Here is a 24,965-nt window from a genome sequence, read left to right as displayed (position 1 = left end):
CCTTTTAGTCTAGCGCATCTGTCCAGAGGATGGCAGGCGATTAGCCCTCATGCGCGCGGCGAATCTGGCGAATCTCCTCGCAGTGCCAGAGCGCGTGATCGGCCTGGCTCTCGATGATCTCGCCAGCAGTCATCTGCTCGGGTTCTGGCTGATAGGGCGCGGCAAAGCGAATCGAACGCTCCCAGGCGTTGGGCAAGTGCCGCACCAGTTGCACAACATGCGCCCGATTCGCCCGAAAAAGCGCGATGGCAGGCGCAATCGCCCGGCCCGCGTAATCCAGCGACGCGGCCCAGGCGTTATCCGGTGTGTACCAGTCATGCCGATAGAGGCAGCCAGAATTAGCCAGGGCTGCCTTCAGCGCCATCGCCCAGAGATCGTCGCCATCGGCGATATGATGCACGATCTGCCGGATGCTCCATTCCCCGGCAGGTTGCTTCAGGTCCAGTTCTTGCTCAGAGATTCCCGCCAGCGCGGCATCCAATTCATCTACGCCACGCGCATAGCGGGCCAGGCTTTCTTCCAACGAATGCTGCTTTTCCATGAATCCTCCCTTTACTCGCTCTTTCCATTACGCTCTGCCGCTTCCGCTTCTTCTCTCAGCGAACGTACCGCATCCTCATAGAGCGAGGCGGAACCATGCGGCTTGAGTGCTGCAAGCGTATCATTCACCTGCTCACCTTCTGGTAGCGCCTGGTTAGTGGCTGGAGTTGAAGATGGCGGCCAGATAATCACCATGCCCAAGGATCAGTGTGACCTCGGTTGGTGAACTCACCCAGAAATAGTGAAAGATCAGGCCGTTGTCTTCGCCCTTGCCGCTCACTACATGGTCCCACTCGTCGGGCGCATCGGCCACCGACAGCCAGAAGAAATGGCGTTCTTGCAGGTGATCCTCATACTGTCGCAGATCGACGGCAAGTTCGCGTTCGACCACACACGCTTTGAGGCCCGTCTCTTCAAGAACTTCGCGCTTCATTCCCTCAAGCGGCGTCTCATCTGGTTCGATACCGCCGCCCGGAACCTGTATCCCCGCCTCTGGATCATCCTCATGAAACACCAGCAGTTGTCTGACGCCATCCTTCTCTCTGATCACATAGATATAGGCTCGCCGTCTCGTTCGCATCGGGCCGCTCCAAATCTGATACACTCATGTCCAACGCTCAACAAGAGAAACGGCTGGCATTATATCCCAGAAAGAAGCCATAATGATAAGAAGATGCCTGGAGAAGAGGAGAAGCACCGATGGAAACCGAAACAAGCGAAGCCGAAGGGCTGGACTCGCTGCAAGGCAATCATCTCTTATTGACCACTTTCCGCAAGAGCGGCGACGCAGTACCTACGCCCGTTTGGTATGGCCGCACAGGCGATCACCTGTACGTCTTCAGCCTCGCCAAAGCCGGAAAAGTGAAGCGCATCCGCAACAGTGGGAACGTGCAGATTGCCGCCTGTACCGGCATTGGCCGAATCACCGGCCCCACGATGGAGGCAAAAGCGCGCGTTCTGCCAAAAGAAGAGGAGATTACTGCCCGGCGGGCGCTGCGGCGCAAGTACCCGGTTGCCTTCCGCTTCAGTGAGGTCTTTTCTAATGGGCTGCTTCGGCGCAAATGGGCGTTTCTGGACATCACGCTTTTCAATACCCTCAGCGGGTCGTCATGAAGTGTCGCTCGCGCCGCGCCAGCCCTGGGAAGTATACTAGCGAATGCCAAAGAGATCAAGGAACTTTGCACTAAGGGGACAAGATGAATGGGGTTGCCTCGCTGCTGGATAAGCAGCATACTCTTTCAAGACAGGCAGGATGAACGCATGACCGAATTGCTTCAGTTTCCCGCAGGCTTTGCCTGGGGCGCGGCTACCGCCGCATACCAGATCGAGGGCGCTGTTCACGAAGATGGCCGGGGGCCATCCATCTGGGACACCTTCGCCCATGCGCCAGGGGCCACGCTGAACGGTGACACGGGCGATGTCGCCTGCGACCATTACCATCGCTGGCCCCAGGATATTGCCCTGATGCGCGAGCTAGGGCTACAAGCCTATCGCTTCTCTATCGCCTGGCCGCGCATCCTGCCCGGTGGGCGAGGCCAGGTCAATGTCGCGGGACTGGATTTCTATGATCGGCTGGTGGATGGCCTGCTGGCCGCTGGCATTGATCCGTATGTGACGCTCTATCACTGGGACTTGCCCCAGCCCCTGCAAGAGCAGGGCGGCTGGCTGAACCGCGACACCAGCAAAGCCTTTGCCGACTACGCGCAGGTCGTGGCGGCGCGGCTAGGTGATCGCGTCCATCATTGGATTACGCATAACGAGCCGCTGGTGGTCGCCTACTTTGGGCATTGGATGGGGTTTCATCCGCCAGGCAGGCACGACCCCGCCGCAGCCACTCAGGCGGCCCATCATCTGCTGCTCTCGCATGGGCTGGCGCTGCCTGCCCTGCGCGCCGCCGGAGACAGCCAGACGCAGGTGGGCATCACGCTTGTGCTGCAACCCGTCTATCCGGCCAGCAGCAGCGAGGCAGACCTGGCCGTCGCTCGCCGCGAAGAGATCATCTGGCTGAAGTGGTTTATGGACCCGCTCTTCAAGGGCGCGTATCCGCTTGAGGAGATGGAGGCGCATGGCCTGCCGCAACCAACTATCGAAGCAGGCGATATGGAACGCATCTCCCAGCCGACGGATTTTCTTGGCGTGAACTACTATACCCGCATTATCGCCAGAGGCTCGACAAACTCCGGCGATATAGAAGAACAGGACGAACATACTACGATGGGCTGGGAAGTCTTTCCCGATGGCCTGCGCGTGCTGTTGGAGCGTGTGCAGCATGACTACGCGCCCAAAGCGGTCTACATCACTGAAAACGGCGCGGCTTTCCAGGATACGCTGCGCGAAGATGGCACAGTTGAGGATGAGCGGCGGCGGCGCTATCTTCAGCAGCATTTCGGCGCGGCCCACCAGGCCATACAAGCGGGTGTGCCTCTGCGCGGCTATTTCGTCTGGTCCTTGCTCGATAATTTCGAGTGGACCTTCGGCTACTCGCAGCGTTTCGGCATCGTCTATACCGACTACGCCACGCAGCAGCGCCACATCAAAAAGAGCGGCTATTTCTACCGCGATGTGATCGCCCGTAACGGCGTGCCTCGCGGCTGAGCGTCCAGGTAGCAGGGCAAAGCTCCCAGGAGTCAAGGATGAATATTTAGGAAAGTATAGAATTAAGATTCCGAGAATGCAGAGATTGATCCAAAAGTCAAGAACTTTTGGATCAATCTCTGCTATATTATTAGCATATGGTTCACAAGCTCTCAGAGCGAATTTCCTGACCACTGAGGTAGCATGTAAAGATCACGGAGGGGTAAATCATGCAAAGAACCTTTTCGCACAGGGCTGCTGTGTTTGGGCGGCTGGCAATCGCGCTGGCAATCGGATTGGTTATGCTCGTGCTTCAAGTACACCCTGCCTCTGCGTATCACCTTTTGGGTGGGCGATGGCCTAATCAGCCTCATTCTGGATGTTGTGCCGACATCTATATCACATACTCTGGTAGTTTTATCTCTTCTGCGGACAGAACTGGTTGGGACAATGGCAGATTTGCCTGGAATAATACCGCTTCAGCTAACATTTTCTTTTTCAAGACGAGCAGTTGTTGCACGATAGTGGCTTATGATACAAACCAGCCCGGCAGGAACATGAATGGCTGGACGGTACTCTCTCCCTGCGACTCCTGCAACTACAACTTTGCAGACCTGTACCTAAACTACGCCTTCACAAAGGACTATCCAGGTCCAGAGATTCAGTCTGTTGCTGCTCATGAGCTAGGTCATCTTGCTGGCTTAGCCCATTCAAGTGGATGCGTCCTCATGAATCCAGATACAGGTATCCGATGGGAGTCATGCGGCATCAACCTACCTCGGACGGATGATGTAAACGGGGTCAATGCTCTCTATTAGATAAGGAGGGTGTGATGAGTAAGACACGATTCTGGCGCGTGCGCGAAAAGGCCGCCCTCAAAAGGTTGGGAGGGCTACTGCTGATCGGCCTTGTAGCGGCGAGCGCAGTTATAGTAAGCGGATGCTCTTCATCCTCCCGACCTGGACAGACGGTGAAGATAAGCGCAAGCTGGGCTGTGACTTATCATGACTTGAAGAGTCTGAAGCAAGGATCAGATATAGCAGCAGTCGGCTCTATCTCTGAAGTAGCAAATGTCACCAGGGAGGGGCCGGGGCGAGGGGATGTGACAACAGACTTTGTGTTTAGCATCAGCAAAGTCATCCTCGATCCAGGGCAGCGCGTAAAGGGTTCGAGCCTCACTATCCATCAGGTGGGTGGCGTTATGGGGGATACACTTTATGAGGTCGAAGATGATCCTCTCTTTCAGGTGGGAGAACACCTCATTCTCTTCTTGCATGAATACAGCCCAGGCCATTACTATGTGGCGGGCGGGCCAACCGGGCGATTCGAGATACGCAATAACATGGTCACGCCGGTGAACGATGAGGGGGTGAAGTTCAGCGCCCCCATGACCGAAGCCGACTTTATCGCGGCTATTCAGAGCGCGTAACACTCACAGCAATCTGCTCTAACAGGCAGCCATACCCTGCGGGCATTGTACATGTAGCACCAGGGACGGCTGCGCTACAAGCAGCGTTCAGCCTGGAAGACCGCGAGAACCGCCAGCGTCTGGCGATGAGCCAGCACCGTCAGGCGCGCGGCGCTGGTGAAGTCAGCTATCTGAAAACGAATCGCAGGCTGCCCCGCGTATTCCACCAGCAGTTCCGGTTCACTCCCCCAGTGGGGGTGGTCCAGCATAAATTGCTGGGTTCGCGCGTCCGACCAATACACCAGATCGCTGGCCGCGAAGACGCCAATATCGTCGTTCGGACCGCTAGAACACTGGGGACACTTCCACCAGACCCAGAACTGATAGGGGTGCCGGGACAACCCATCTGGCAGCGCCGCTCCTCCCGCAATCCCTGCCGCCTGGCTCTTATCCAACAACTGGAGCGAGGCTGGTGTCCCACAATGCGGGCAGAGCCGCTTTCCTGAGAGCAGCGCCTGCGTGAGCCGTCGGGTCATGGTCTGCATCGTGCGCTTCCAGGCCGGGCGAAACGAGTGTAACCCCTCCAGTTGAACCAACCCCTTGCTATGCACATTGTTATTGTCAACATCACACAGGCCATTGAGCCGCTCACAATCAGGGCAGCGCATGTGCAAGTTCGTACCCCCATCCGGTTGTGGCAGAAACATCCCCGCGAGCCGACGCCGACCACACAGCGTACACCATAACCGCGTTTCGCGCCAGCCGCCCGCGCTTTCCTCGTCAAGAGTCAGACCCAACGCTTCCGCATCCTGGCGCAAGGGGCCATTGACCGCCTGACGCAACTGCTGGCGCGCCCGGTGCAGGCGCGCCTCCAGGGCGCTGATTGAAAGCCCCAGCCGCCCGGCGACTTCACGCTGCGGCAGTTCCAGCAGATAACACAGTTCCACCACTTCGCGGGCGCTCCCCGAAAGCAACCCCAGCGCCCGATCAAGCAGCAGCGCCATGTCCTGGCGGCTGAGCGCCTCAAGCGGGTCGGGGGCGTGGGTATCGGGAATATTCATTAAAAAAGCCGCCTCCGTCTCCCCGCTCTCTCCAGCATCATTCTGATCCAGTGCGAGCGGCGCAAACCGGCGCTGCTGATCCCTCCATTCTTTGCGCGCGTAGCGGCGGCAGATGTTGCGGCAAATCTCGTCAAGCCAGGCGTGAAAACCTTCAGGAGTATGGAGGCGATCCAGATGTTTCCACGCTTCCAACAGCGTTTCTTGCACGACATCCTCGATGGCATCAGGAGCAACACCCCGCAGTTGTGCCAGGCGATGCAGGCGAGGGCGAGCCGTCCTCAGCCACTCCTCGATTTCTCCACTGATGGTGTTCTGTAGCATTGCTGTCGTCTCCTTTTCAGTATCTTATCACCAAAAGGGCCGCATTCCTTGCGCATTTTTTTATCGGGCGCTGGCGCTTGCAGCGCCTCCTGGAAGGCGGCCCACCGCTGCGCTCTGGCACGCGCTTCTCGAAAACACGAAAAAACACTACGAAAAAATGCACAAGGGAAGGTGAAGATGAAGTGATAGGGGAGCGGAACAACAGGCCAGGACGTTCCTGGCGAAAGCGAAGAAAGCAAGAGAGCAAAGGAGCAGCATATGGAAGCGTGTCCCATCTGCGCTAAACAGCAGGATTCAGTGATCGGCGGGCCAATCTATGAAGATGATCTGCTGTTCGCCCATCACGTCACCAACGACCAGGGGGAAACGTTCCTGGGCTATGTCAGAGCAGAAACCAAACGACATGTCCCCAGTTTCGCCGAATTAACCCAGACCGAAGCGCAGGCCATCGGCCTGCTCGTCACGCGCCTCAGCCGCGCCCTGAAAAACTGCGCCGGTGCAGACCACGTGTATGTCTTCTTCTACGGAGATCACGTCCCGCACCTGCACCTGCACATCTTCGCGCGGTATCCGGGGACGCCCGAAGAATACTGGCGGGAGCGCGTGGATGAGTGGTCTGGCTCACCCAAAGGGGGCGTCGAAGAGGTCACAGCCTTCTGTGACCGGCTGCGCTCTGCCCTGGCAACTGCCCGCTCCTAAGTGGGGGAGCCTACCAAAAGCGGGACCATGCTGGTATAATGAGGGCAAGAGCAGAACGCTTCAGCAAGATTCTGCCAGCAGAGGAGCCAGCATGATTGATTTTGCCCCCACCGAAGAACAAACGGCCATTCGTGATCTGGCGCATCAGATCGCGGTGGAGCAGTTCCGCCGCCTGGAGCGCGCCGCCGATGAAGCGTGCGAGATGCCCGACGACCTGCGCCGCCTGCTGGCGGATACCGGACTCCTCATCCCCTTTCCAGAGGAGTACGGCGGCGCGGGCGTCCAGAGCGCCGTCACGCACGCGCTGATCGCCGAAGAACTGGCCTATGGTGATGGCGGTCTGGCGCTGTATGTCATCGGCTCGACGCTAGCCGGGCTAGCTGTGTTGATCGCCGGAACCACAGAGCAGCACAACGCGCTGCTGCCGCGCTGCTGTGCCGATGGCGGCGCGGGCGCGCCTGGTGCGCTGGGCTGGAGCGAACCGGCCAGCGGCTTTGTCGTGCGCGAGACAACGACCTTGCTGGGCCAGGGTGCTTCCCCTGGCACACTCGAAGTGTCGGGTACGAAACGCGGCGTTGTGCATGGCAAGACCGATGGCCTGCGCGTCGTCACAGCGCGAGAGATGGCGACGCCCGGCCTCGCGGGGCTGCGCCTGGTCGTGCTGCCCGATAACGCGGAAGGCGTCGCCGCCAAACCTGAGTCTCAGCCGCTTGGCCTGCGCGCCGCGCCACGCGCCAGGCTGCATCTGCATCACGTTGCGCTCACAGCTCATGATGTGCTGGGCGGCCTCGATACAGGCGCGGCTGGTGCAGGCGCGCAGCGGTTTATCGCGCTGGCAAACGTCCTGCTCGGCGGGCTGGCGGTAGGCACAGCCCATGCCGCGCTGGAGTACGCCGCCGACTACGCCAAAGGGCGCGTTCAGTTCGGCAAGCCCATCTCCTCTTTCCAGGCTATTGCCTTCATGGCGGCGGAAATGGCAATGGATACCGACGCCGCGCGGCTGCTCGTCTGGCGGGCCGCTCAGGCCTGGGACACTGGCGAAGACGCGGGCGCGCTGCGGCTGGCCGAGCGAGCGCGGATGCAGGCCGTGAAGGTCGCGCAGCGCGTCACTACCGACGCCGTACAGATTTTGGGCGGCGCGGGCTTTTTGCAAGATCATCCCGTTGAACTCTGGATGCGCGATGCCGAAGCGCTGGCTGCGCTGGGCTAGCATTTCAATACCCTCAGCGGGTCGTCATGAGGCACATCTCTCGCCGCGCCAGCCCTGGGTTATGGTACCAGCGCATGCCGCAAAAGTCAAGAGATGCTGCACTAACAGGAGGTTGCGCCATGATTGACTTTCAACTCAGCAAAGCCGAGCAGGCTGCGCGCGAAGAAGCCCACGAGATCGCCGAAAAAGACTTGCGCCCCTTCTCGCTCGAATGTGATCGCACCGAATCTATCCCCGATGAGTTTTTCTGGCGAATGAAGCGCCGCGCTGCCACGCGCACGCCCACGCCACAAGGCGAAAGCCAGCAGAGCCGCCGCTGGGCAGTGCTGGGCGTGCTGAACAGCGAAGAAACGGCCTGGGGCGATGCCGGGCTGGCAACCGGCATTCCAGGCCCAGGGCTGGCCGCGCCGCCAATTCTGGCCTTTGGCTCCGACGAGCAGCGCAAACGCTTCCTGAGCATCTACGAAGACGAGCAGCCGCGCTGGGGCGCGCTGGCCCTCAGCGAGCCAGGCGTCGGCTCGGATGTCTCTTCGATTGCCACGCTGGCAAAGCAGGATGGCGACGACTGGGTGCTGAACGGCACGAAACACTTCATCACCAACGGAGCGCGCGCCGATCTGGTTGTGGTCTTCGCTACCATCAACCCGGAGTTTGGCCGCGCGGGCATCCGCCCTTTCGTCGTACCCAAAGGCACGCCGGGCTTCACCGTCGGACGCATCGAAAAGAAGATGGGCCTGCGCGCTTCGCAGACCGCCCAGCTTTTCTTTACCGACTGTCGCATCCCCGGTGATCATCTGCTGGCCGGGCGCGCTTTCGAGTCAATGGCGGGCTTCAAGGCCGCAATGGGGACGCTCGACGCCACCCGCCCGATGGTCGGCTCGCTGGCGGTGGGCATCGCCCGCGCCGCGCACGAAGTCGCCACCGCCTGGGTGTGCGACGAACTGCCCCAGGGCTACCCCTTCGCTCGCAAGGACGCCGTTGTCGAGGAACTGGAAGATCTGGGCGCGCGCATTGACGCGGCGCGGCTGCTCTGCTGGCGTGCCGCCTGGATGGCCGATCACAACCTGCCAAACTCCAAAGAAGCCTCGATGGCGAAAGCCTACGCCGGGCAACTGGTCATGCAAGTCACCAGCGCAGCGGCGCGCATCATGGGTCCGGCAGAGGATTGCGAGTGCAAGCAGCTAGTCGAAAAATGGTTCCGCGACGCCAAAGTCTTCGACATCTTCGAGGGGACCGCGCAGGTGCAGCGCCTGGTTATCTCGCGCCGCATGTTTGGCGATGCTGGCCCCAAACGCGATTAGGTGGCAAGACCGTAAAACGTATAGAAGAGGGTAATCGGCGCGTCCGTCACTAAGTTTTGATAAGGGAAACAGCTTGCATAAGCCTCAGCCGTTTGCAGGCGCTCAACTTTTTCCAGAAAACGCGCCGTCACCTCTTCATTCATACGGTTTCCATGACGCAAGAACTGGCCCCATAACTTGCGAGCAAGCAGGTGGGGATGGTCAACCTGTGCCGACGCGCCATATTCAGGTGGGAACAGACGGCAATATTCTTTGCGATTATAGAGCCATGTTCCCCCCTGGACGCGCTCGGCGTCGGGAAGTTCCTGGTGAATATGGTGGAACATAGCCTGTAACTCGCCCATACGCGCCTGCTGGCGGTGGTGGCTGAGTGGACCATAGCCGGAGGCATCCCAGTTGCTAAAGTGCATTCGCGCGACTTTCAGATCAGCGTAGAACTCATAGGAAAAACAGCCCCAATGCGGGGCTGGTTCATGCTCTGGAATCAGTCCTTGAGCAGCACGCTCCATATAGAAACGATAGGCAGCAGCGGTTTCGGCAGAGTCAACCTCGATGGTTTCCAGAAATTGCTGCCAGACCGGATTACTGGTGTCGAGGCTCCAGTCCAGGCCCATGATGCGATACAGCGCCGTCTGGCGCAGGAGCGACTCGTGATATGGCTGTCTGGAAAGCTGTGTCATGTTGCGCGCAAAAGTGAACTGAATGTCGAAGAACGCCTGGGGGTAGGGCATGCTCATTCCATCCTTTCGGTGAGCAAGGCAATACACAAGCTGATTCGTACAAGACAGATAATGTATCACACAAAGCGTAAGGAGTCAAGCGTCAGTCACTTATGGATACTATCCGAACGCTCTTTGAGCGCATGCCACAATCCGCAGCCGCTTTTCCTGCCGCGCTCGCCGCGATGTATGACGGCGGGCTGACATTTGACGCGCGCTGATCGCCCCTTGCTCATCGTCAATTTCGTCAGCACACTCGATGGGGTCGTCTCCTATACTCTGCCGGGGCGTTCGGGCGGCGGCGAGATCGGTGGCTTCAACGAAGCCGATGCCTTCACGATGGGCCTACTGCGGGCGCATGCCGACGCGGTGCTGTGCGGCGCAGGCTCCATGAACGCCGACACCGGACACGTGCGCACGCCCGGCTTTGTCTATCCTCCCGCACGCCAGCTTTATGCCGAACTGCGCCAGCGCCTGGGCAAAAACCGCCCGGAGCCGCTCACCGTCGTTGTCAGCGCCAGCGGCCACGTCAACCTGACCGAAGCCAACTTTCATACGCCCGGCGTCGAAACGTGGATCGTCACCACCGACGCCGGGGCCGAGCGGCTGCGCGCCGACCCCAACGCCCAGGCCGTCACCTCTATTCACAGCCTGGGAAGTGAAGCTCGCCTCGCGCCAGAGGCTATCCTGCGCCTGCTGGGCAATGAGTTTGGCCTGCGCATCGTTCTCAACGAGGGCGGCCCCAACATCCTCAGCAGCTTTCAGAATGCCAACTGCGTTGATGAGCTTTTCCTGACGCTCGCGCCGCAGCTTGCCGGGCGCGACGCCGATCATTCGCGTCCCTCGCTCATTGATCAGCACGCCTTCCTGCCCGAAACCGCGCCCTGGGGACATCTCCTCACTCTCAAACAGGCGGGCGATCATCTTTTCCTGCGCTACGCGTTCAGTCGTTCCGATAAACAGCCCTGAGCGCGCCTGTTTCGGCAAGATAATCGCGCGACGAGGTAATCCCGGCTGGAATTGTCCCAACGAACAGGATAGAATCTGATCTTTTGTCCTGCGCGAGCAAGCCACTCATCAGCTATACTTCTATGAGTGGTTCCATCAGCTTGCGTCACTCTAGTTCAGGAGGGGTTGCGCATGATGCGCCGGTCCGTTTTGCGGATGCGCAGCACATTGGGTGCGCTGCCATCCACGTTCTGGGCATTGTGGGGCGGGACGTTCATCAACCGGATGGGGATGCTGGTCTTGCCTTTTCTCACCATTTACCTCACTTCAGCGCGTCATCTCACCGCAGACCGCGTGGGGCTGCTCGCGGCGCTGCCAGGGGTGGGCGGTGTCATTGCTTCGGTACTGATGAGCGTGCTTGCTGATCGCGTTGATCGCAAGCAGCTTCTGGCGCTGACACTGCTGGCCTCGGCGGCATTGCTGCTCTTCGTGCCGTTTCTCTCATCGCTTTTATGGTTGGCTGCGATTGTGTTTGCCTGGAGCGTTGTCAGCGAGATGCAGCGCCCTCTCTCGAACACTCTGGTGACTGATGTTGTTCCGGCAGATCAGCGCAAGCAGGCGATTTCGCTTCTGCGCATTGCGATCAACATTGGGACAGCCGTAAGCGCGGCGCTGGGTGGGCTGATCGCGGCAATCGCGTATCTCCCGCTGTTCATCGCAGATGCCGCAACGACAGTGATCTTTGCCCTGCTGACGCTGGCCCGATTGCCTGTGTCAAAGCGGCCCGCGCCTGAAGACCACCCGCGCGCTTATTTCATGCAGGCGCTGACGCCTTTTCGAGACGGCGCGTTCCGGCGGCTGTGGCTGGCAGGCTTTTTGGGAGTGGTCGTCTACAGCCAGATCACCACCACGTTTGCGATCTATCTGCTTCATCGAGGCGGCAGCCCTCCCCTCTATGGCGGCCTGATGGCCCTGAACGGGATACTGATTACCCTGGTAGAGTTTCCGCTGGTGACGGCGATTGCTCATCTTCCTGCCGCGCGCGTCATGGCGCTAGGATGCCTGGCCTACGCTGGCGCAGCCGCGCTGTGTGGCCTGATCAGTGTACCTGTATGGCTGGTTCTGCCGGTGCTGGCTTTCACAGGGGGCGAAATGCTCTTTTCGCCAGCATTTGGCGTCGTTGGGGCCGACCTGGCGCCGCTTGAGCAGCGGGGAGCATATATGGGCTGGCTGTGGACCGCCAGCAGCCTGGGCTACGTGGTTGGCCCGATCCTGGGGGGCGAGTTACTGCATCTGTCACCGCTCTTGTGCTGGGGAACTCTCCTGCTCATCGGAGTTATAGGGGCAGTGCTGGCCTGGCTTACCCCTCAAGCAAGAGCGTTTCGGGGTCTTCCAGCAGTTCCTTGATGCGCACCAGGAATTGCACCGCCTCGCGCCCATCAACGATGCGATGATCATACGAGACGGCCAGATACATCATGGGCCTGATAACCACCTGCCCATTGAAGGCAATAGGCCGTTCCTCGATCTTGTGCATGCCCAGGATGCCCACCTGCGGCCCGTTGAGGATTGGCGTGGACATCAGCGAGCCAAAAACTCCGCCGTTCGTAATCGTGAACGTTCCACCCTGAAGATCGGAAAGCGTCAGCGTATTCTCGCGGGCGCGTTTGGCAAGATCAGCGATCTCGCGCTCGATCTCCGCAAAGCTCTTGCAGTCTGCATCGCGCACCACCGGCACGACCAGCCCCTCTTCAGCGCCGACAGCAATGCCAATATCGTAATAATATTTCAGCAGCATCTCATCGCCCTGAATCTCCGCGTTCAGACGCGGGAAGGCTTTGAGCGAGCCAACCACCGCTTTTGTGAAGAACGACATAAAACCCAGCGAGACGCCATGCCGCTCCTTGAAACTGTCCTTGCGCCGCTTGCGTACCTCCATAATCGCGCTCATATCAACCTCGTTAAAGGTCGTTAGCATCGCGGCGTTGTTCTGCGTTTGCACCAGCCGCTGAGCAATCGTCTGGCGGCGGCGCGACATGCGCACCCGCTCCTCGCGGCCACGCGGCGCGGCTGGAGTCGGCACAGCCCCTGCGAGGGCAGGCGCAGAGGGGGCGGATGGAGTCCGCGCAGGCGGACCTGGTGGCGGCACGCCCCCAGGCGCGGTTTCAACCGCCTGCGGGGCAGGGCTGGCGGCGTGCTGCTCCAGATAGCCCAGCACATCCTCTTTGGTCACGCGCCCATGCTCTGGCCTGACCCGCGTCAGATCAATGTTATGCTCGGCAGCGATGCGCCGCGCCAGAGGCGTAGCCGTTCCCGCTTCAGATGGCGCTAGATCAGGCTCAACCGGCGTTTCCGGCTTGCCCGGCGCTGCCTCAGCCTGCGCCGACACACGCTCGCCCGCCGCTGCCGAAGGAGCGGGCTGAGCAGCGGCAGCGCCGTCAGCCGCGCCTTCGGCGATCACCGCTAATACATCGCCGATGCCCACCGTCTCGCCCTCCTGCTTCACAATTTGTTGAAGGACGCCGCTCTGCTCAGCGAAAATCTCTTGATTGACCTTATCGGTTTCCAGTTCCACCAGCACATCTCCCTGGGAGACGCGATCACCTTCCTGCTTGCGCCACGCCGCAACGGTGGCCTCAACAATTGATTCTCCCAGGGCTGGCACGCGAATCTCAACTGACATGGCGGCCTCCACGCTGCCTGACCGGCGCTTTCAATGCTTGCGTGATAATACGCTGCTGCTCAGCCTGGTGCAGTTCCATTAGACCCTCGGCTGGGCTGGCGCGCTCCGGGCGGCTGATAACGCTGACCTTCACGCCACGATTGACGAGAGCTTGCAGCTTCGGCGCGACAAACGTCCACGCGCCCATATTCTCTGGCTCTTCCTGCGTCCAGACCAACTCGCGCAGGCGCGGGTATCCGGCCAGAACCTGCGCCAGTTCTTCCTCCGGGAACGGATAGAGCGATTCCACGCGCACGATTGCCACCTCTTCCGCTTCGGCGCGCTCCTGGCTGGTCAGCAGATCAATCGAGACTTTGCCAGCGCAGGCTACCACGCGCGTGACGCTTTCCACGTGATCGCGCGCCAGTTCGTCATCAATCACTGGCTGAAACTCGCCTTCCGTCAACTCTTCCAGACGCGACGCCGAATGCGGATGGCGCAGCAGGCTCTTGGGCGTCATAATGATCAGCGGGCGCGGATCATAGCTCAGATACGCCGCGTGCAGCCGCAGCAGATGATAATACTGCGCCGAAGTGGAGCAGTTGGCGACCCGCAGGTTATCCTCAGCGGCAAGCTGAAGATAACGCTCCAGCCGCGCGCTGGAATGCTCTGGCCCCTGCCCCTCGTAGCCATGCGGCAGCAGCAGCGTCAGCGACGGCTCCTGCCGCCACTTGGCGCGAGCCGAGGCGATAAACTGATCGATCATCACCTGGCCGGAGTTGGCGAAATCGCCAAACTGCGCTTCCCACAGCACCAGCGCGCCTTCGGGGGCGTGAATGCTGTAGCCATACTCAAAGCCCAGCACGCCCGCCTCAGAAAGCGGGCTGTTATAGATGGCAAACGAGGCACGATCTGTAGAAAGATGCTGAAGCGGGATGTAGGTCTTGCCTGTCTGCTCATCGTGCAGCACCGCATGCCGATGGCTGAACGTACCACGCTCGGTATCCTGCCCCGTCAGCCGAATGGGGATGCCCTCCGCCAGAATGGACGCGAAGGCCAGCGCCTCGGCCTGCCCCCAATCAATGCCGCCCTCCTCCAGCGCGTGGCGATAACGCTGAAGCAGCCGCTCCAACTTGGCGTTCGGCGTGAAGCCTTCCGGGCGCTTCAGCAGTTCTTCGGTCCAGCGCGTCACTTGCTCTGCCGACACAGGTGGCAGCATCTTGAAGCCGCCGTAGCGCCCGTTGGTTTCGGCGGCCCCAACAGTAGTCGCCTCGATATGCCCCTGCTCGGCTTCATGTTTGGCTTTGTCCATGCGGGCCAGGGCCGCCTTCATCATCTCTTCGGCGGCTTCGTGGTCAATGGTGCCTTCCTGCTCCAGCTTCTGCGCATAAAGCGCACGCACCGTCGGATGCGCGCGGATGACCTCATACATCTGCGGCTGCGTAAAAGCCGGTTCGTCGCCTTCGTTATGCCCCCAGCGCCGGTAGCCCACCAGCTCCACCAGAATATCTTTATGGAAGCGGCTCCGCCAGCCATACGCCAGCCGCGCCGCCGTCAGGCAGGCTTCGGGATCATCCGCGTTGACATGCACAATCGGAACCTCAAAGCCCTTGGCAAGATCGCTGGCAAAGTGCGTGGAACGCCCCTCTTCAGCTTCCGTCGTAAACCCAAGCTGGTTATTGGTGATGATATGAATTGTGCCGCCGGTATAATAGCCGGGCAGCCGCCAGAGGTTCAGCGTTTCCGCCACAATACCCTCGCCGGGGAAAGCCGCATCACCGTGAATCAGGATGGGCAGCGCGCGGTCCACATGCTGCGTCGGGAAGCCCGGTTGATCGCGGTCCTCCTGCGCGGCGCGGGCCATCCCCTCCACCACCGGATTCACAAACTCAAGATGGCTGGGGTTAGAGGCCAGCAAAAGCTGAATGCCAGCGGCGCTCTCGCGGTGCAGCCGCTCGGCCCCCAGGTGATACTTCACGTCGCCCGTCCAGCCTCCATCTGCCATCTCCGAAGCAGGCGTGCGCTCCTCGTACCTGGGGTGCATAAACTCCGAGAGAATAGCCATGTAGGGCTTTTCGAGGATATGCGCCAGCACATTGAGGCGGCCCCGATGCGCCATACCCATCGCAACCTCGCGCGTACCCGTGTCCATTGCCTGCCCGATGATCTCATCCAGCATCGGCACAAGCGCGTCCACGCCTTCAATTGAAAAACGCTTCTGGCCGGGAAACGTCTGGTGCAGATAACGCTCAAAGGCTTCGACCTCTGCCAGCCGCTCCAGCAGTTCGCGCTTCGCTGCCGGATCAAGCTCCTGGCGATAGAGCGCCAGCCCCACCGCATCGCGCAGCCAACCGCGCTCGTCGGGGCTTTTGACCTGATCGAACTCGTAACTGATCGTGCCAGAATACATCGCGCGCACCCGATTGATCGCTTCCAGCGCATTGCGCGCGCCCTCAGCGGCATGCCCGCCGACCACATCCGGCGGCAGCGCGGCCAGATTGGCTTCGGTCAGCCCATACGTCTCCAACAGGAGCGCCGGATCGCCCAGAGGCGGCGTACCCAGCGGGTCCAGGTGCGCGCCCAGGTGGCCGCGCGCGCGGATGCCATGCGCCAGCGCCGTTGCTCCGATCACATGTTGAATAGTAAATGCTGGCGGCTCCGAGGGAGCCGCGACAAAAATAGTCGGCGGCGCGGCTGGCGCTTCCGCGCCTTCGGCAGACCAGCCCTCGAAAACCGCTCGCGTCTCCGGGTCCACCGAAGCTGGATCGCGCTGGTAGCGTTCGTAGAGTTCCAGCACATAGCCCGCATTTGGCCCGTAAAACGACGCTAATTCATTAACCATTGGAAAGGTGATGCCCCTCCGCGAGACGTTTCTATTGTCTGTCTCGTCTCGAATGCTCTCTCTTCATTATATTCCAAAGAGGGTAGTACAGACCAGGAGCCGCGTTTCGCACTCTGCTAAAACGCGGCTCCTGATCAGAGCTACTCAACTAGCGCCCTGGTTGGCTGCAACAGGGTATCAGGCGGGCTGAAGCTCCACCTTGACCCATCCCTCTTTATGCTCGTCAAATGCCTTATAGGCTTCAACGGCGGAATGCAGCGGCTTTTGCTGGCTGATGATCTGGCTCGGCTTGATGGTGCCGTTGCGCACCAGATCAACCAGCCTGGGGAGATACTTGCGGTGGTGGCAATTCCCCATATTTACCGTCAGGTTCCGGTTCATCGCCAGACCGATTGGGAAGAAGCGGTCCGTCTGGGGATAGATGCCGATAATCGAAAGCGTACCTGCTTTCGCCAGCCCTTGCACCGCCCACTCCAGCGCCAGCGGGGGCGCGTCGCCGGGTCGCCAGTTGCCGTTGCTGGGGTGAACCACAGGCGCAATCTCCTGTACCTCTTGCTGGAACTCCTGCGCGCGCTGCTGCATCTGTCCGGCAGCGGGGCCGCTGTGCGGGCGGCTCGCGTCCACGCCAACGGCATCTATCGCGCGGTCAACGCCAATGCCAGCGGTGAGATCACGGATGACCTGCACCGGATTTTCCGCATCAAAATTGATGGCCTCGGCCCCCTGCCGACGCGCCACATCGAGCCGAGACGGGTTGTTGTCAATTGCCAGGATACGCCCAGCCCCTAAAAGCCTGGCACTGGCAATGGCGCACTGGCCGACAGGCCCGCAGCCAAAAACCGCTACGCTGTTCCCAGGGGCAATCTCAGCCAATTTGGCCCCAAAGTAGCCGGTAGGAAAGATGTCCGAGAGGATAATCGCATCCTCGTCGCTCACCTCATCCGGCAGCTTGACCAGCCCCACGTTCGCATAGGGAATGCGCGCCCGTTCCGCCTGAAGGCCATTGAACGCCCCCGATTCTTTCGGCCCGCCAAAGAAGGCTCCGCCCGCCTGGGGTCCGTTCGGGTTGGCTTTGTCGCACATGGCAAAGTAGCCCACCCGACAGTACGAGCAAACACCGCAAGCAATTGTCGCGGCAATAACCACCCGCTCGCCGCGCTTGAGGTTACGCACTTCTGGCCCAAAATCCTCGACCACACCTACCCCTTCATGGCCTAGAATCGTGCCAGGGACCATCCCTGGCATTGTCCCGCGCACCATATGCAGATCAGTCCCACAGATGGCGCTCGCAGTCAGGCGAACAATCGCGTCGGTTGGCTCCTTCAATGTAGGTTCAGGGACATCATCCAGGCGAATATCCCCAACTCCATGAAAGACAACGGCTTTCATGTCATGTAAGCTCCTCTTCTCTGTATGGTTCAACCTCTGGTTCAACATGAGCATCTGTACACGACTCTTTCTCGTGCAACTTTTGCGCCAGGAGCGCCCAGCCGCGTTAGCCAGCAACACCCGGAAGCCGCACGCGCTATGCTATACTCGAAGAAAGAACGTATCCCCTGAGTGCAGCGGCCAAGCAGCGCGATGCAAGATAGACTTGCTCAACTGCCAGGAAAGAAGGCTTGCCATGACCGCATCCGGCGCCCCCAGCCGACCAGAGACTATGTTGTCTACCCAGGCGGCTCCAGCCGCCACACCCGGAACGGGTGAGCCGACCATGCCCGATACACGCGGCGTGAACTATTACGATGCCGACCCACATCTGGCCTTCTTGCTGCGCCGGATGCTGCCGCCCGCTGACTTTGCCCGCGCAGAGCCACACCTGCGCGCCCTGGGCAAGCTGGCAGGCGAACGCCTGGACTCGCTCGCCGCCGAGGCCAACAAGCACTTGCCCCAACTCATCAACTTCGACAAGCGCGGCCAGCGGGTGGACGAGATCGTCTTTCACCCGGCCTATCACGAACTGGGGCGCGTCTTCTATGAGCAGTTCGGCATCGCCGCCATGTCCTACCGCGATGGCGTGCTGGGCTGGCCGGAGCGCGCGAGCGACCAACGGGAGCGAGAGTGGCCGAACCCGGAGAGGCCAAGCGCTCCGGGCCGAAGGCCGGAGCGCGGGCCGCATCTGGTAAAGTTCGCGCTCGCCTACATCGGCAATCAGGCCGAAAGTGGTATCTTCTGCCCCCTCTCCATGACCGACACCCTCTCGCGCGTCCTGCTCATGTATGCCCCTCCCGACGTACAGGCGCGCTATCTGCCGCGCCTGACCGCTACCCGCTACGAAGACCTCTTCACGGGCGCGGAGTTCCTGACCGAAAAACACGGCGGCTCCGATGTCGGCGGTGGCACGCGCACCATTGCCCGCGAAACGCCTGATGGCTGGCGGCTGAGCGGCGATAAGTGGTTTTGCAGCAACGCCTGCGCCGATGTCATCCTGACACTGGCCCGTCCAGAGGGCGCGCCCGCCGGAACCAAAGGGCTGGGCCTTTTCCTGGTCCCGCGCGTCCTGCCCGATGGCACACGCAACAGCTACACCATCAACCGGCTAAAAGACAAGCTAGGCACGCGCTCGATGGCTTCCGGCGAAGTCACCTTCAACGACACCTTTGCCCATCTCATCAGCGGCCCTGGCAAAGGCTTCATTCAGATGACCGAGATGCTCAACCTTACCCGCGTCTGGACGGGCCTGGGCGCGCTCTCCTTGATGCGCCGCGCCCTGCTGGAATCGCAGACGCACGCCGCTGGCCGCCTGGCCTGGGGCCAGCCGCTGGACAGCTTCCCGCTGATGCGGCAGATGCTGCTGGACCTGACATTGGAAGTAGAAAGCTGCGCGGCGCTGCAATTCTTCGCCGTCCAGACACTTCAGCGCGTTGATGACGGCGACCAATCAGCGCAGCCTCTGCTGCGTATCCTGACGCCGCTGGTGAAATACTACATCTCCAAGCGTTCGCAGTGGGTCGCGCAGGAAGGCATGGAGGTGCGCGGCGGCAACGGCTATATCGAGGATTGGCCCAACGCCCGCATCGTCCGCGACGCCGATGTCAACGCCATTTGGGAAGGCTCCAGCAATATCGTCGCCCTCGACGTTGCCCGCGCCATGACCCGCGAAGGCGCGGGTAGCTCAGGCGTAACCCTCTTTGCCGCGCTCGATGAGAAACTGGCCGCGCTCCGCGAGCCAGCCGTTGCCCGCGCCGCCGCGCTCACCCGCCGCGCCCTGGACCGCCTGGGAACGAGGTTTGCCAAAACCGCCGCGCTGGACGCCAACGCCCGGCAGCTTCCCTTGCGCGGTCTGGTAGACCGCCTGGGCCAACTGGCTTGTATCACTCTCCTGCTGGACGAGGCCGAGACGCAGGCCGCCCAGGACCACAGCTACCGCCAGCTTTTCCTGGCCGCGCGCTTCCTGCGCCGGGCCATCTATCCACATCCTGATGGCCCCGGCTTCGACACGGACCGCGCCGCCTTCGATTACTTCCGCGCCATCATGGACTGGTCGCCTATCCCTGCCAGCGCCGCAGAAGAGCTTCTGGCCCTGTGTGAATCATAGCCCTTGCAGAGCTTGCGGTATCTGCTGGCACATGACGTGCGACCAAAAAGTTCAACGTCGGTGGGCCGACAAGAACCCACCACTGTGAACAGATGCGAGCGCGCCTTTTGGGTGCGCGCAGGGAAGGAGTTATGTCTTATGAGCGCAACGAGTCCAGCGCAAAGCCAGAACATCGGCTCGCCCATTAGCAACGAGGTGTATAACCTCATCACCGTACTCCAGACCAAAATGCAAGGACTGGAGGCATATCGCAAGTACGCGCAGGACGGCGGGAGCGCCCAACTCTGGCAATATCTGACTCAGGGAGATTCACAGGCGGTGCAATACTTGATGCAAGAACTGGAGCGGATCGTGCAGACAGGGCAGCACCGCCTGCGCCAGCCAGGCCAGATGGGACAACAGCCGCAGATGGGGCAGCAGCCGCAGATGGGCGGCGCTCCCATATCCTGAGGAGTCGGCAAGCGCCGGAATCCCTTAAGGCCAGATGTGCTAGAATTACTCCAGAAATAGTTCCCCCTGTTCATGGCAAGTTATGCCGATGAGCAGGGGGAGTCTTGTCGTCAAATCAGCCGGAGAGCGATGACCACCTCTCCCTCCCAGCAGATTTATGAAACCTCAGGATTTCCTCTCAAAAAAAGAGGCAGCACCTGTTCCAAGAGGAGGGGAGCGGCGCTATCTGCCGCTGCTCACACTCTCCTTCTTGCTCATCACCGCCATTGGAGCCGTTCTCCAACTCCTCTTTCCCGAAGTGTTCCTGGCCCTGCGGCGCGATCCTGCCGCGCTGGAAGCGGGCGAGGGGTGGCGCATTCTATCGCCCCTGCTGGTACTTGATGGAGAGGTCTTCTGGCACTTCGTCTACGATGCCCTGGGCCTTTTCCTCGTAGGCGCTCTGGTCGAGCGGCTGCTGGGGCGAGGCCGCTGGCTCATCCTCTTCTTTGCCGCCGCGCTAGCCGGTAATATCGCTGGTTATGCCTGGAACCCCTACGGCGCTGGCGCGTCCACCGCGCTTTGCGGGCTGATCGGCGGCTTAGTAATCTGGCAAATCAAGCGCAGCGACTTCTACCTGCTCGCCTCCCTGTACGCGCTGGGCCTCGCCTCCGTCCTGGCCCTGGAAGCCATCATCGCTGTGTTCATCGCCAACGCGTTGTTCGGTATCGTCGTCGCTGCGCTGGCCTGCGGGCTGCTCATCAACCTCCTGCTGCGCCTGCTCAGGCGCAAGCCCGACACCTCTGCCAGCGCCTATTTCGTCTTCGCAGTGGTCCTTCTCTCCGCGCTGGCGCTGGTTGTCCTGCGCGACCTGCATGGCGTGGCCCTTCTCACCGGACTTGGCGTGGCTGCCCTACTCCGCTGGCGCAAGCCCATATTCCGCCGCCTGCCTTTTGCAAGGTGAAGGTTTTTTCTGCCGTCTGCTTCCCTCACAGGCGAAAAGATGGCATTGAGCCAGTCAAACACCCTCTGGTGAAACACGGCGCGAGCGCCACACGCGCAATATTCCCACGCGCCCTCTTATGCTATGCTAAAGGCACGTACTCAACAATACATGTACGCGCCCGCTTTGCGTTGTCATCAGAACCATTATGAGAGGATCGTATGCTTCTGGAAGTTGAGGTCTATAAGAAGCTTGTTAATGGCGAGCAGTGGGGAAGGTGGAAGGGCTATCAATCTTAGCTCAGGCGCAACTGCGGGCTGATGCCGACAAGGATGGTATTGAGCTGTTCTACTTGTTCAGGCGTGAGCGCCTCGCCTTCGGCGCTGATGGTGATCCGAAACTCAAAGTTCATGTCTGGGAAGCTGTTTCTGATCTCCTGCGCAGCCTGCGGGAGATCAGCGAGGGCTTTGAGATTGAGCCTGGCTTCGACAGCGATGCGCGTCTTCTTGGGCTGGACGTGCTGCTTGATAATCTCGGTATCGGGCTGTTTTTCAATGCCCTCCGGCAGCAGGATTTTGCCCTCAGATGCCGCCTGCTTTGCCGCGCGGATAAACACCGCGTCTGGAATGGTGACGCCCCGCGCACGTTCAATCGCCGCTTTGATGTCTGCCAGTTTTGCCTGACCGCCTTGCAGCAGGCTCGTGACCGAGGCGTCGATGAAAGCGCCGGTATCAAGCGTCGTGATCTCACGCGGGCGCACCAGGATGGCGGCGCGCTCGGCTGGCGCAGCAGTGACAAGCTGAGCAGTGTCAAGCGAGAAGGTGTTCTGGCGCTCTCCATCCAGCAGCGCGTCGCGCAGGATAGGCCAGGGGACTGGCGTTCCCTCTTTCGCTGTCAGGGCTTCGAGCAGGCGGCCAATCGTAGTGCTGCCAGCGGCCCAGGCTTCTGGCAGGGCTACCGGGCCGAGCGCGCCACCCTTCAGCGCCTGGGGGGCAGGAAGCACTTTCACGCCATCGAGCGCGAGGTCAGGGGGCAGTGATTCGTGATAATAGCTCTCGCCGCTCATCTGGAGCAGGAGCAAACCATCTTTCACGGCGGTACGCAGCGCCTGATCGAGCGTCTGCGTGCTGTCGAGCCTGGGGGCAAGGCGGCCAGCAAAATAAGCGTTGATCTGCTCTGGCGTGAGTCCTCCATTGGGCGGCGTCGGCCAGAGGTCGCCCAGCGCGCCGGGCACGAGCAGGCCAGGGTCCAGGCTGGTGAGCGTGGCATGTTTGATCGGCACAATCTCCAGTTCTTCTCGGTGCAGGTCTTCCTCGGAGGGAGTCTGGCGCCAGATGGTGCGGACGCTGCCATCCGAGCGGACCAGCCGCAAGACCAGCGCGCCGCTCTGCGCGCCTTGCCGCAGCGATTCATCCAGTACCCGGCGTCGCAGCAGCCGGGGCAGGCGGGTAAACTGCCCAAAGGAGCGCGCCAGGTCAATGACCCTCAGTTCCGTTTGCCCGGCGCGCCAGAGATTAAAGTAGCTGTCGGGCAAGAGCAGGTCCGGGTCAATCTTTTCGGGGGCCAGCCGCTCGCTCTCGCGCAGCGTATGGATGATGCGCTCAAAGGGCGCGGCGTTTTGCTTGTCCGGGATGATCTTGAGCAGTTCGCCCCTGATCGTGCCTCCCTCATCGGCGGCCACCAGCACCGACCAGGTAGCCTGGACGGAGCCAGGAATGAGCCTCTCCGCATCTTGTAGCTCTTTTTGCAGCTTCTTTTGCTGGGCCTCGGAGAGCCGCGCGGCATCATCGCTTTTTTGCACCAGTTGCCAGGCCAGCGCCCGTTTGATCTGGTTGCGCAGGCCGCTCAGGCTGGAGCTTTCGGGAGCCAGCGCCACCAGCGCGTTCTTGTAGGTGCGCGGGTTGTTGGGGCCGCTGGTGGTGCCAAAGAAAGCGTTGACCTCTGCCGAGACGGGCTGCTCCGGGGTGACGGCGCATTCCGGGCCAAGGACGAGATAGCGAACATCGGGCCTGTCCTCCACGTCGCGGGGAGAGCGCGGCAAGACATGCGCCGGAATATCATTCGGGCGCTCGGTGAGCGTTTTGGCGTTCGATACCCGCTTGTGAATCTCGTCTTCGATGTCGCTGCCTTTCACCCGGTCCATCGCGGCAGCGTGCATCTGGTTCAGGTTGGGCGTCAGGTCAAGCTGCCAGAAGTGATCGTCACCTTCCACCAGGAACCAGGAGAGGCCGCGCCAGCCCTTGAGTCCTTCGATCAGACTGATCTGATCCACGCCGGAATAGGCCAGCAGACCCAGCAGATCAGGCGTTTCGGCGCGCTTGCCGCGTGGCTGGGAATGCAGAAAGGTGGCAATGACCGCCTGCTCGATCTGCCGCTCATGCAGCGCGGGATATTGCCCCTGCGCAGTGCGCGCCCGCGTGGTCTCGCCTTCCAGAATAGGCCGCCAGTTTTCGCCGTCGTCGGTGGCTTTGACCAGTTCGGCGAGCGCGGGCGAAAGGGTGGTCGGTTCGCCGCGATAGTTGAGAAAGGCGCCGGGAGCGATCAATGGGCTGGAGTCGTGGCCTGCGGCTTCCTTTAAGGCCAACCCCAGCAGACGCAGCGCGCCGCGCGTGCGCTGAAACTTGGAGAGCAGCGTCCATTTCTGGATGAGGACATCCAGCAGTTCAGGATGAAACGGATACGAGTCGCGGAAGCGGCGCTCGGCCTGCTGATCCTTCTGGCTGTCGCGCACAGGGATATTCTGGAGCGCGGCGGAAATGGAATTGGCAATGGTCTGGCGCTCTTCCTCGGAGGGAATCTGCTCGAAAAAGCGGCGGCGCAGCACTTCGGGCAGGTCGTCGCGCCCTACCGGCTCGATATTCTCTTCAACGCGGCCAAAGATATTTTCCAGTTCGCGCAAGATAATGATGCCGGTGGCGTCGTGCTGTTCGGTTTCGGAGGAAACGAGCGATGCCACCAACGCGCACTTCGAGGTGCGTCCTACCGCCTGCGTGAGCCGCTGAAAGAAGTCCTTGAGCGTGCCGAGCGTGCTGGCGCGAGCGTTATACGCATCGCGGCAATACATGAGGGTTTCGTCAATGAGGATCAGCGTGCCGCTGCCGTCGCGCTTCTGGGGCAGGGCCAGCAGTTCAGCCAGCCGCTCCTCGCCAGGGGCGCTGTACTCCTGCGGGTTGTCGTTGACCATCGCATAGCCAGCCGCACCGCCAAGCTGAAAGGCCAGGATGCCCCAGGGCGTGTAGGCGGTGCGACTGTTGCCCTCCGCGTCGTAAACCGTCAGCCCTTCCTGAAAGTTGAACTTATCGAACGGCAGCAGCGCGACCCGCGCGCGCGGCAACTGCGACACGTCGGCAAAGGTGAGGAATGTGGCGACGGTGGGGTGGTCGTGCAGTTTCGCGCCTTCGGCGGCAGGCGCGTGCGGACGCCGGGCGCCCGCACTCTCGCCTGCGGCTCGCGCGCCCTGTTCGGCCAGATGCAGCAGGGCGATGAGGGTATGCGTTTTGCCGCCGCCATAGGCGACCTGCATGCGGATGACCGGCTTGCCATCGGACAGATCGCTCAGCCGCCGCGTGACCTGGCGCACCAGCAGCTTCATCTGGCCGGAGGGATAGGTGCGCGAAAAGAAATCCTGCGGCTGCTGGTAGATGGGCGGCGCGCTGCCCTGGCGCACCAGATTCAGGTCGGCGGCAAACTCGAAAAGTTCCAGCCGCCCGCTGCGCACGTCTTCGCGCAGAATACAGCGTTCATGCCAGGCAGGAATGGACATAGCAGGATTC

General features: G+C 60.9%; 19 protein-coding genes. 11 read left to right on the top strand and 8 right to left on the bottom strand.

The features are described 5' to 3' along the window. Positions 1 to 40: 40 nt before the first annotated feature. Positions 41 to 541 (bottom strand): DinB family protein, encoded by a 501-nt coding sequence (locus VH599_04755; GenBank protein ID HEY7347607.1) that lies wholly within the window; start codon positions 539 to 541, stop codon positions 41 to 43. Positions 542 to 694: 153 nt separating this feature from the next. Continuing rightward, positions 695 to 1,120: an NUDIX domain-containing protein gene (locus VH599_04750; GenBank protein ID HEY7347606.1), complete on the bottom strand. Its 426-nt coding sequence runs from the start codon at positions 1,118 to 1,120 to the stop codon at positions 695 to 697. 119 nt (positions 1,121 to 1,239) lie between these two features. Between VH599_04750 and VH599_04745 the strand changes: the two genes are divergently transcribed. The 3 genes from VH599_04745 to VH599_04735 all read left to right on the top strand — a co-directional run bounded on the left by VH599_04745 (position 1,240) and on the right by VH599_04735 (position 4,543). Beyond that, positions 1,240 to 1,653, top strand: coding sequence for a PPOX class F420-dependent oxidoreductase (locus VH599_04745; protein ID HEY7347605.1), 414 nt, complete (start codon positions 1,240 to 1,242; stop codon positions 1,651 to 1,653). A gap of 147 nt (positions 1,654 to 1,800) precedes the next feature. Beyond that, the gene (locus VH599_04740; protein HEY7347604.1) at positions 1,801 to 3,135 is read left to right on the top strand and encodes a GH1 family beta-glucosidase; all 1,335 of its coding nucleotides are present in this window, start codon (positions 1,801 to 1,803) and stop codon (positions 3,133 to 3,135) included. 811 nt (positions 3,136 to 3,946) lie between these two features. Continuing rightward, complete coding sequence (locus tag VH599_04735) at positions 3,947 to 4,543, top strand: hypothetical protein (protein ID HEY7347603.1); 597 nt, start codon at positions 3,947 to 3,949, stop codon at positions 4,541 to 4,543. Between the two features lie 74 nt (positions 4,544 to 4,617). Here VH599_04735 and VH599_04730 read toward each other — a convergent pair whose 3' ends face one another. Then, a complete protein-coding gene (locus VH599_04730; GenBank protein HEY7347602.1) occupies positions 4,618 to 5,904 on the bottom strand; it encodes a sigma-70 family RNA polymerase sigma factor in 1,287 nt (428 codons plus the stop codon). Between the two features lie 258 nt (positions 5,905 to 6,162). On the opposite strand from VH599_04730, the gene VH599_04725 reads away from it, so the two are divergent. The 3 genes from VH599_04725 to VH599_04715 all read left to right on the top strand — a co-directional run bounded on the left by VH599_04725 (position 6,163) and on the right by VH599_04715 (position 9,114). Next, on the top strand, positions 6,163 to 6,603 hold the full coding sequence (locus tag VH599_04725; GenBank protein ID HEY7347601.1) for an HIT family protein: 441 nt from the start codon (positions 6,163 to 6,165) through the stop codon (positions 6,601 to 6,603). A gap of 91 nt (positions 6,604 to 6,694) precedes the next feature. Beyond that, positions 6,695 to 7,813 (top strand): acyl-CoA dehydrogenase family protein, encoded by a 1,119-nt coding sequence (locus VH599_04720; protein ID HEY7347600.1) that lies wholly within the window; start codon positions 6,695 to 6,697, stop codon positions 7,811 to 7,813. A gap of 119 nt (positions 7,814 to 7,932) precedes the next feature. Next, positions 7,933 to 9,114: an acyl-CoA dehydrogenase family protein gene (locus tag VH599_04715; protein ID HEY7347599.1), complete on the top strand. Its 1,182-nt coding sequence runs from the start codon at positions 7,933 to 7,935 to the stop codon at positions 9,112 to 9,114. On the opposite strand, the gene VH599_04710 is transcribed toward VH599_04715, so the two are convergent. Then, positions 9,111 to 9,845 carry a hypothetical protein gene (locus VH599_04710; GenBank protein ID HEY7347598.1) on the bottom strand — a complete coding sequence of 245 codons (735 nt, stop codon included), beginning with the start codon at positions 9,843 to 9,845 and terminating at the stop codon, positions 9,111 to 9,113. The two genes, VH599_04715 and VH599_04710, sit on opposite strands and share 4 nt — an antisense overlap. Before the next feature lie 195 nt (positions 9,846 to 10,040). Between VH599_04710 and VH599_04705 the strand changes: the two genes are divergently transcribed. Beyond that, positions 10,041 to 10,802 carry a dihydrofolate reductase family protein gene (locus VH599_04705; protein ID HEY7347597.1) on the top strand — a complete coding sequence of 254 codons (762 nt, stop codon included), beginning with the start codon at positions 10,041 to 10,043 and terminating at the stop codon, positions 10,800 to 10,802. A gap of 171 nt (positions 10,803 to 10,973) precedes the next feature. Further along, the gene (locus VH599_04700) at positions 10,974 to 12,188 is read left to right on the top strand and encodes an MFS transporter (GenBank protein HEY7347596.1); all 1,215 of its coding nucleotides are present in this window, start codon (positions 10,974 to 10,976) and stop codon (positions 12,186 to 12,188) included. Here the strand turns inward: VH599_04700 and odhB are convergent. The 3 genes from odhB to VH599_04685 all read right to left on the bottom strand — a co-directional run bounded on the left by odhB (position 12,142) and on the right by VH599_04685 (position 17,674). Continuing rightward, a complete protein-coding gene (gene odhB / locus VH599_04695; protein HEY7347595.1) occupies positions 12,142 to 13,464 on the bottom strand; it encodes a 2-oxoglutarate dehydrogenase complex dihydrolipoyllysine-residue succinyltransferase in 1,323 nt (440 codons plus the stop codon). The two genes, VH599_04700 and odhB, sit on opposite strands and share 47 nt — an antisense overlap. Next, entirely contained in the window at positions 13,454 to 16,285 is a 2,832-nt protein-coding gene (locus tag VH599_04690; protein HEY7347594.1) for a 2-oxoglutarate dehydrogenase E1 component, read from the bottom strand. Before VH599_04690 ends, odhB begins: the two co-directional genes overlap by 11 nt. 177 nt (positions 16,286 to 16,462) lie before the next feature. Beyond that, positions 16,463 to 17,674, bottom strand: a complete 1,212-nt coding sequence (locus VH599_04685; GenBank protein HEY7347593.1) for a zinc-dependent alcohol dehydrogenase — start codon at positions 17,672 to 17,674, stop codon at positions 16,463 to 16,465. Between the two features lie 235 nt (positions 17,675 to 17,909). On the opposite strand from VH599_04685, the gene VH599_04680 reads away from it, so the two are divergent. The 3 genes from VH599_04680 (at position 17,910) to VH599_04670 (ending at position 21,213) form a co-directional block, all read left to right on the top strand. Continuing rightward, on the top strand, positions 17,910 to 19,823 hold the full coding sequence (locus tag VH599_04680; protein HEY7347592.1) for an acyl-CoA dehydrogenase family protein: 1,914 nt from the start codon (positions 17,910 to 17,912) through the stop codon (positions 19,821 to 19,823). A 138-nt stretch (positions 19,824 to 19,961) separates the two neighbouring features. After that, positions 19,962 to 20,273, top strand: a complete 312-nt coding sequence (locus VH599_04675) for a hypothetical protein (protein HEY7347591.1) — start codon at positions 19,962 to 19,964, stop codon at positions 20,271 to 20,273. 157 nt (positions 20,274 to 20,430) lie between these two features. Further along, positions 20,431 to 21,213: a rhomboid family intramembrane serine protease gene (locus VH599_04670; protein ID HEY7347590.1), complete on the top strand. Its 783-nt coding sequence runs from the start codon at positions 20,431 to 20,433 to the stop codon at positions 21,211 to 21,213. A 274-nt stretch (positions 21,214 to 21,487) separates the two neighbouring features. On the opposite strand, the gene VH599_04665 is transcribed toward VH599_04670, so the two are convergent. Beyond that, positions 21,488 to 24,955, bottom strand: a complete 3,468-nt coding sequence (locus tag VH599_04665; GenBank protein ID HEY7347589.1) for a DUF499 domain-containing protein — start codon at positions 24,953 to 24,955, stop codon at positions 21,488 to 21,490. Positions 24,956 to 24,965: the final 10 nt, after the last annotated feature.

The organism is Ktedonobacterales bacterium (assembly GCA_036557285.1).
Lineage (GTDB): Bacteria > Chloroflexota > Ktedonobacteria > Ktedonobacterales > DATBGS01 > DATBHW01.
This window is presented reverse-complemented; position numbering and strand designations above follow the sequence as displayed.

Excerpts from the sequence above, each read along its gene's own strand:
- VH599_04755 (HEY7347607.1), bottom strand. The coding sequence starts at position 541 with ATGGAAAAGCAGCATTCGTTGGAAGAAAGCCTGGCCCGCTATGCGCGT.
- VH599_04750 (HEY7347606.1), bottom strand. The coding sequence starts at position 1,120 with ATGCGAACGAGACGGCGAGCCTATATCTATGTGATCAGAGAGAAGGAT.
- VH599_04745 (HEY7347605.1), top strand. The coding sequence starts at position 1,240 with ATGGAAACCGAAACAAGCGAAGCCGAAGGGCTGGACTCGCTGCAAGGC.
- VH599_04740 (HEY7347604.1), top strand. The coding sequence starts at position 1,801 with ATGACCGAATTGCTTCAGTTTCCCGCAGGCTTTGCCTGGGGCGCGGCT.
- VH599_04735 (HEY7347603.1), top strand. The coding sequence starts at position 3,947 with ATGAGTAAGACACGATTCTGGCGCGTGCGCGAAAAGGCCGCCCTCAAA.
- VH599_04730 (HEY7347602.1), bottom strand. The coding sequence starts at position 5,904 with ATGCTACAGAACACCATCAGTGGAGAAATCGAGGAGTGGCTGAGGACG.
- VH599_04725 (HEY7347601.1), top strand. The coding sequence starts at position 6,163 with ATGGAAGCGTGTCCCATCTGCGCTAAACAGCAGGATTCAGTGATCGGC.
- VH599_04720 (HEY7347600.1), top strand. The coding sequence starts at position 6,695 with ATGATTGATTTTGCCCCCACCGAAGAACAAACGGCCATTCGTGATCTG.
- VH599_04715 (HEY7347599.1), top strand. The coding sequence starts at position 7,933 with ATGATTGACTTTCAACTCAGCAAAGCCGAGCAGGCTGCGCGCGAAGAA.
- VH599_04710 (HEY7347598.1), bottom strand. The coding sequence starts at position 9,845 with ATGCCCTACCCCCAGGCGTTCTTCGACATTCAGTTCACTTTTGCGCGC.
- VH599_04700 (HEY7347596.1), top strand. The coding sequence starts at position 10,974 with ATGATGCGCCGGTCCGTTTTGCGGATGCGCAGCACATTGGGTGCGCTG.
- odhB (HEY7347595.1), bottom strand. The coding sequence starts at position 13,464 with ATGTCAGTTGAGATTCGCGTGCCAGCCCTGGGAGAATCAATTGTTGAG.
- VH599_04690 (HEY7347594.1), bottom strand. The coding sequence starts at position 16,285 with ATGGTTAATGAATTAGCGTCGTTTTACGGGCCAAATGCGGGCTATGTG.
- VH599_04685 (HEY7347593.1), bottom strand. The coding sequence starts at position 17,674 with ATGAAAGCCGTTGTCTTTCATGGAGTTGGGGATATTCGCCTGGATGAT.
- VH599_04680 (HEY7347592.1), top strand. The coding sequence starts at position 17,910 with ATGACCGCATCCGGCGCCCCCAGCCGACCAGAGACTATGTTGTCTACC.
- VH599_04675 (HEY7347591.1), top strand. The coding sequence starts at position 19,962 with ATGAGCGCAACGAGTCCAGCGCAAAGCCAGAACATCGGCTCGCCCATT.
- VH599_04670 (HEY7347590.1), top strand. The coding sequence starts at position 20,431 with ATGAAACCTCAGGATTTCCTCTCAAAAAAAGAGGCAGCACCTGTTCCA.
- VH599_04665 (HEY7347589.1), bottom strand. The coding sequence starts at position 24,955 with ATGTCCATTCCTGCCTGGCATGAACGCTGTATTCTGCGCGAAGACGTG.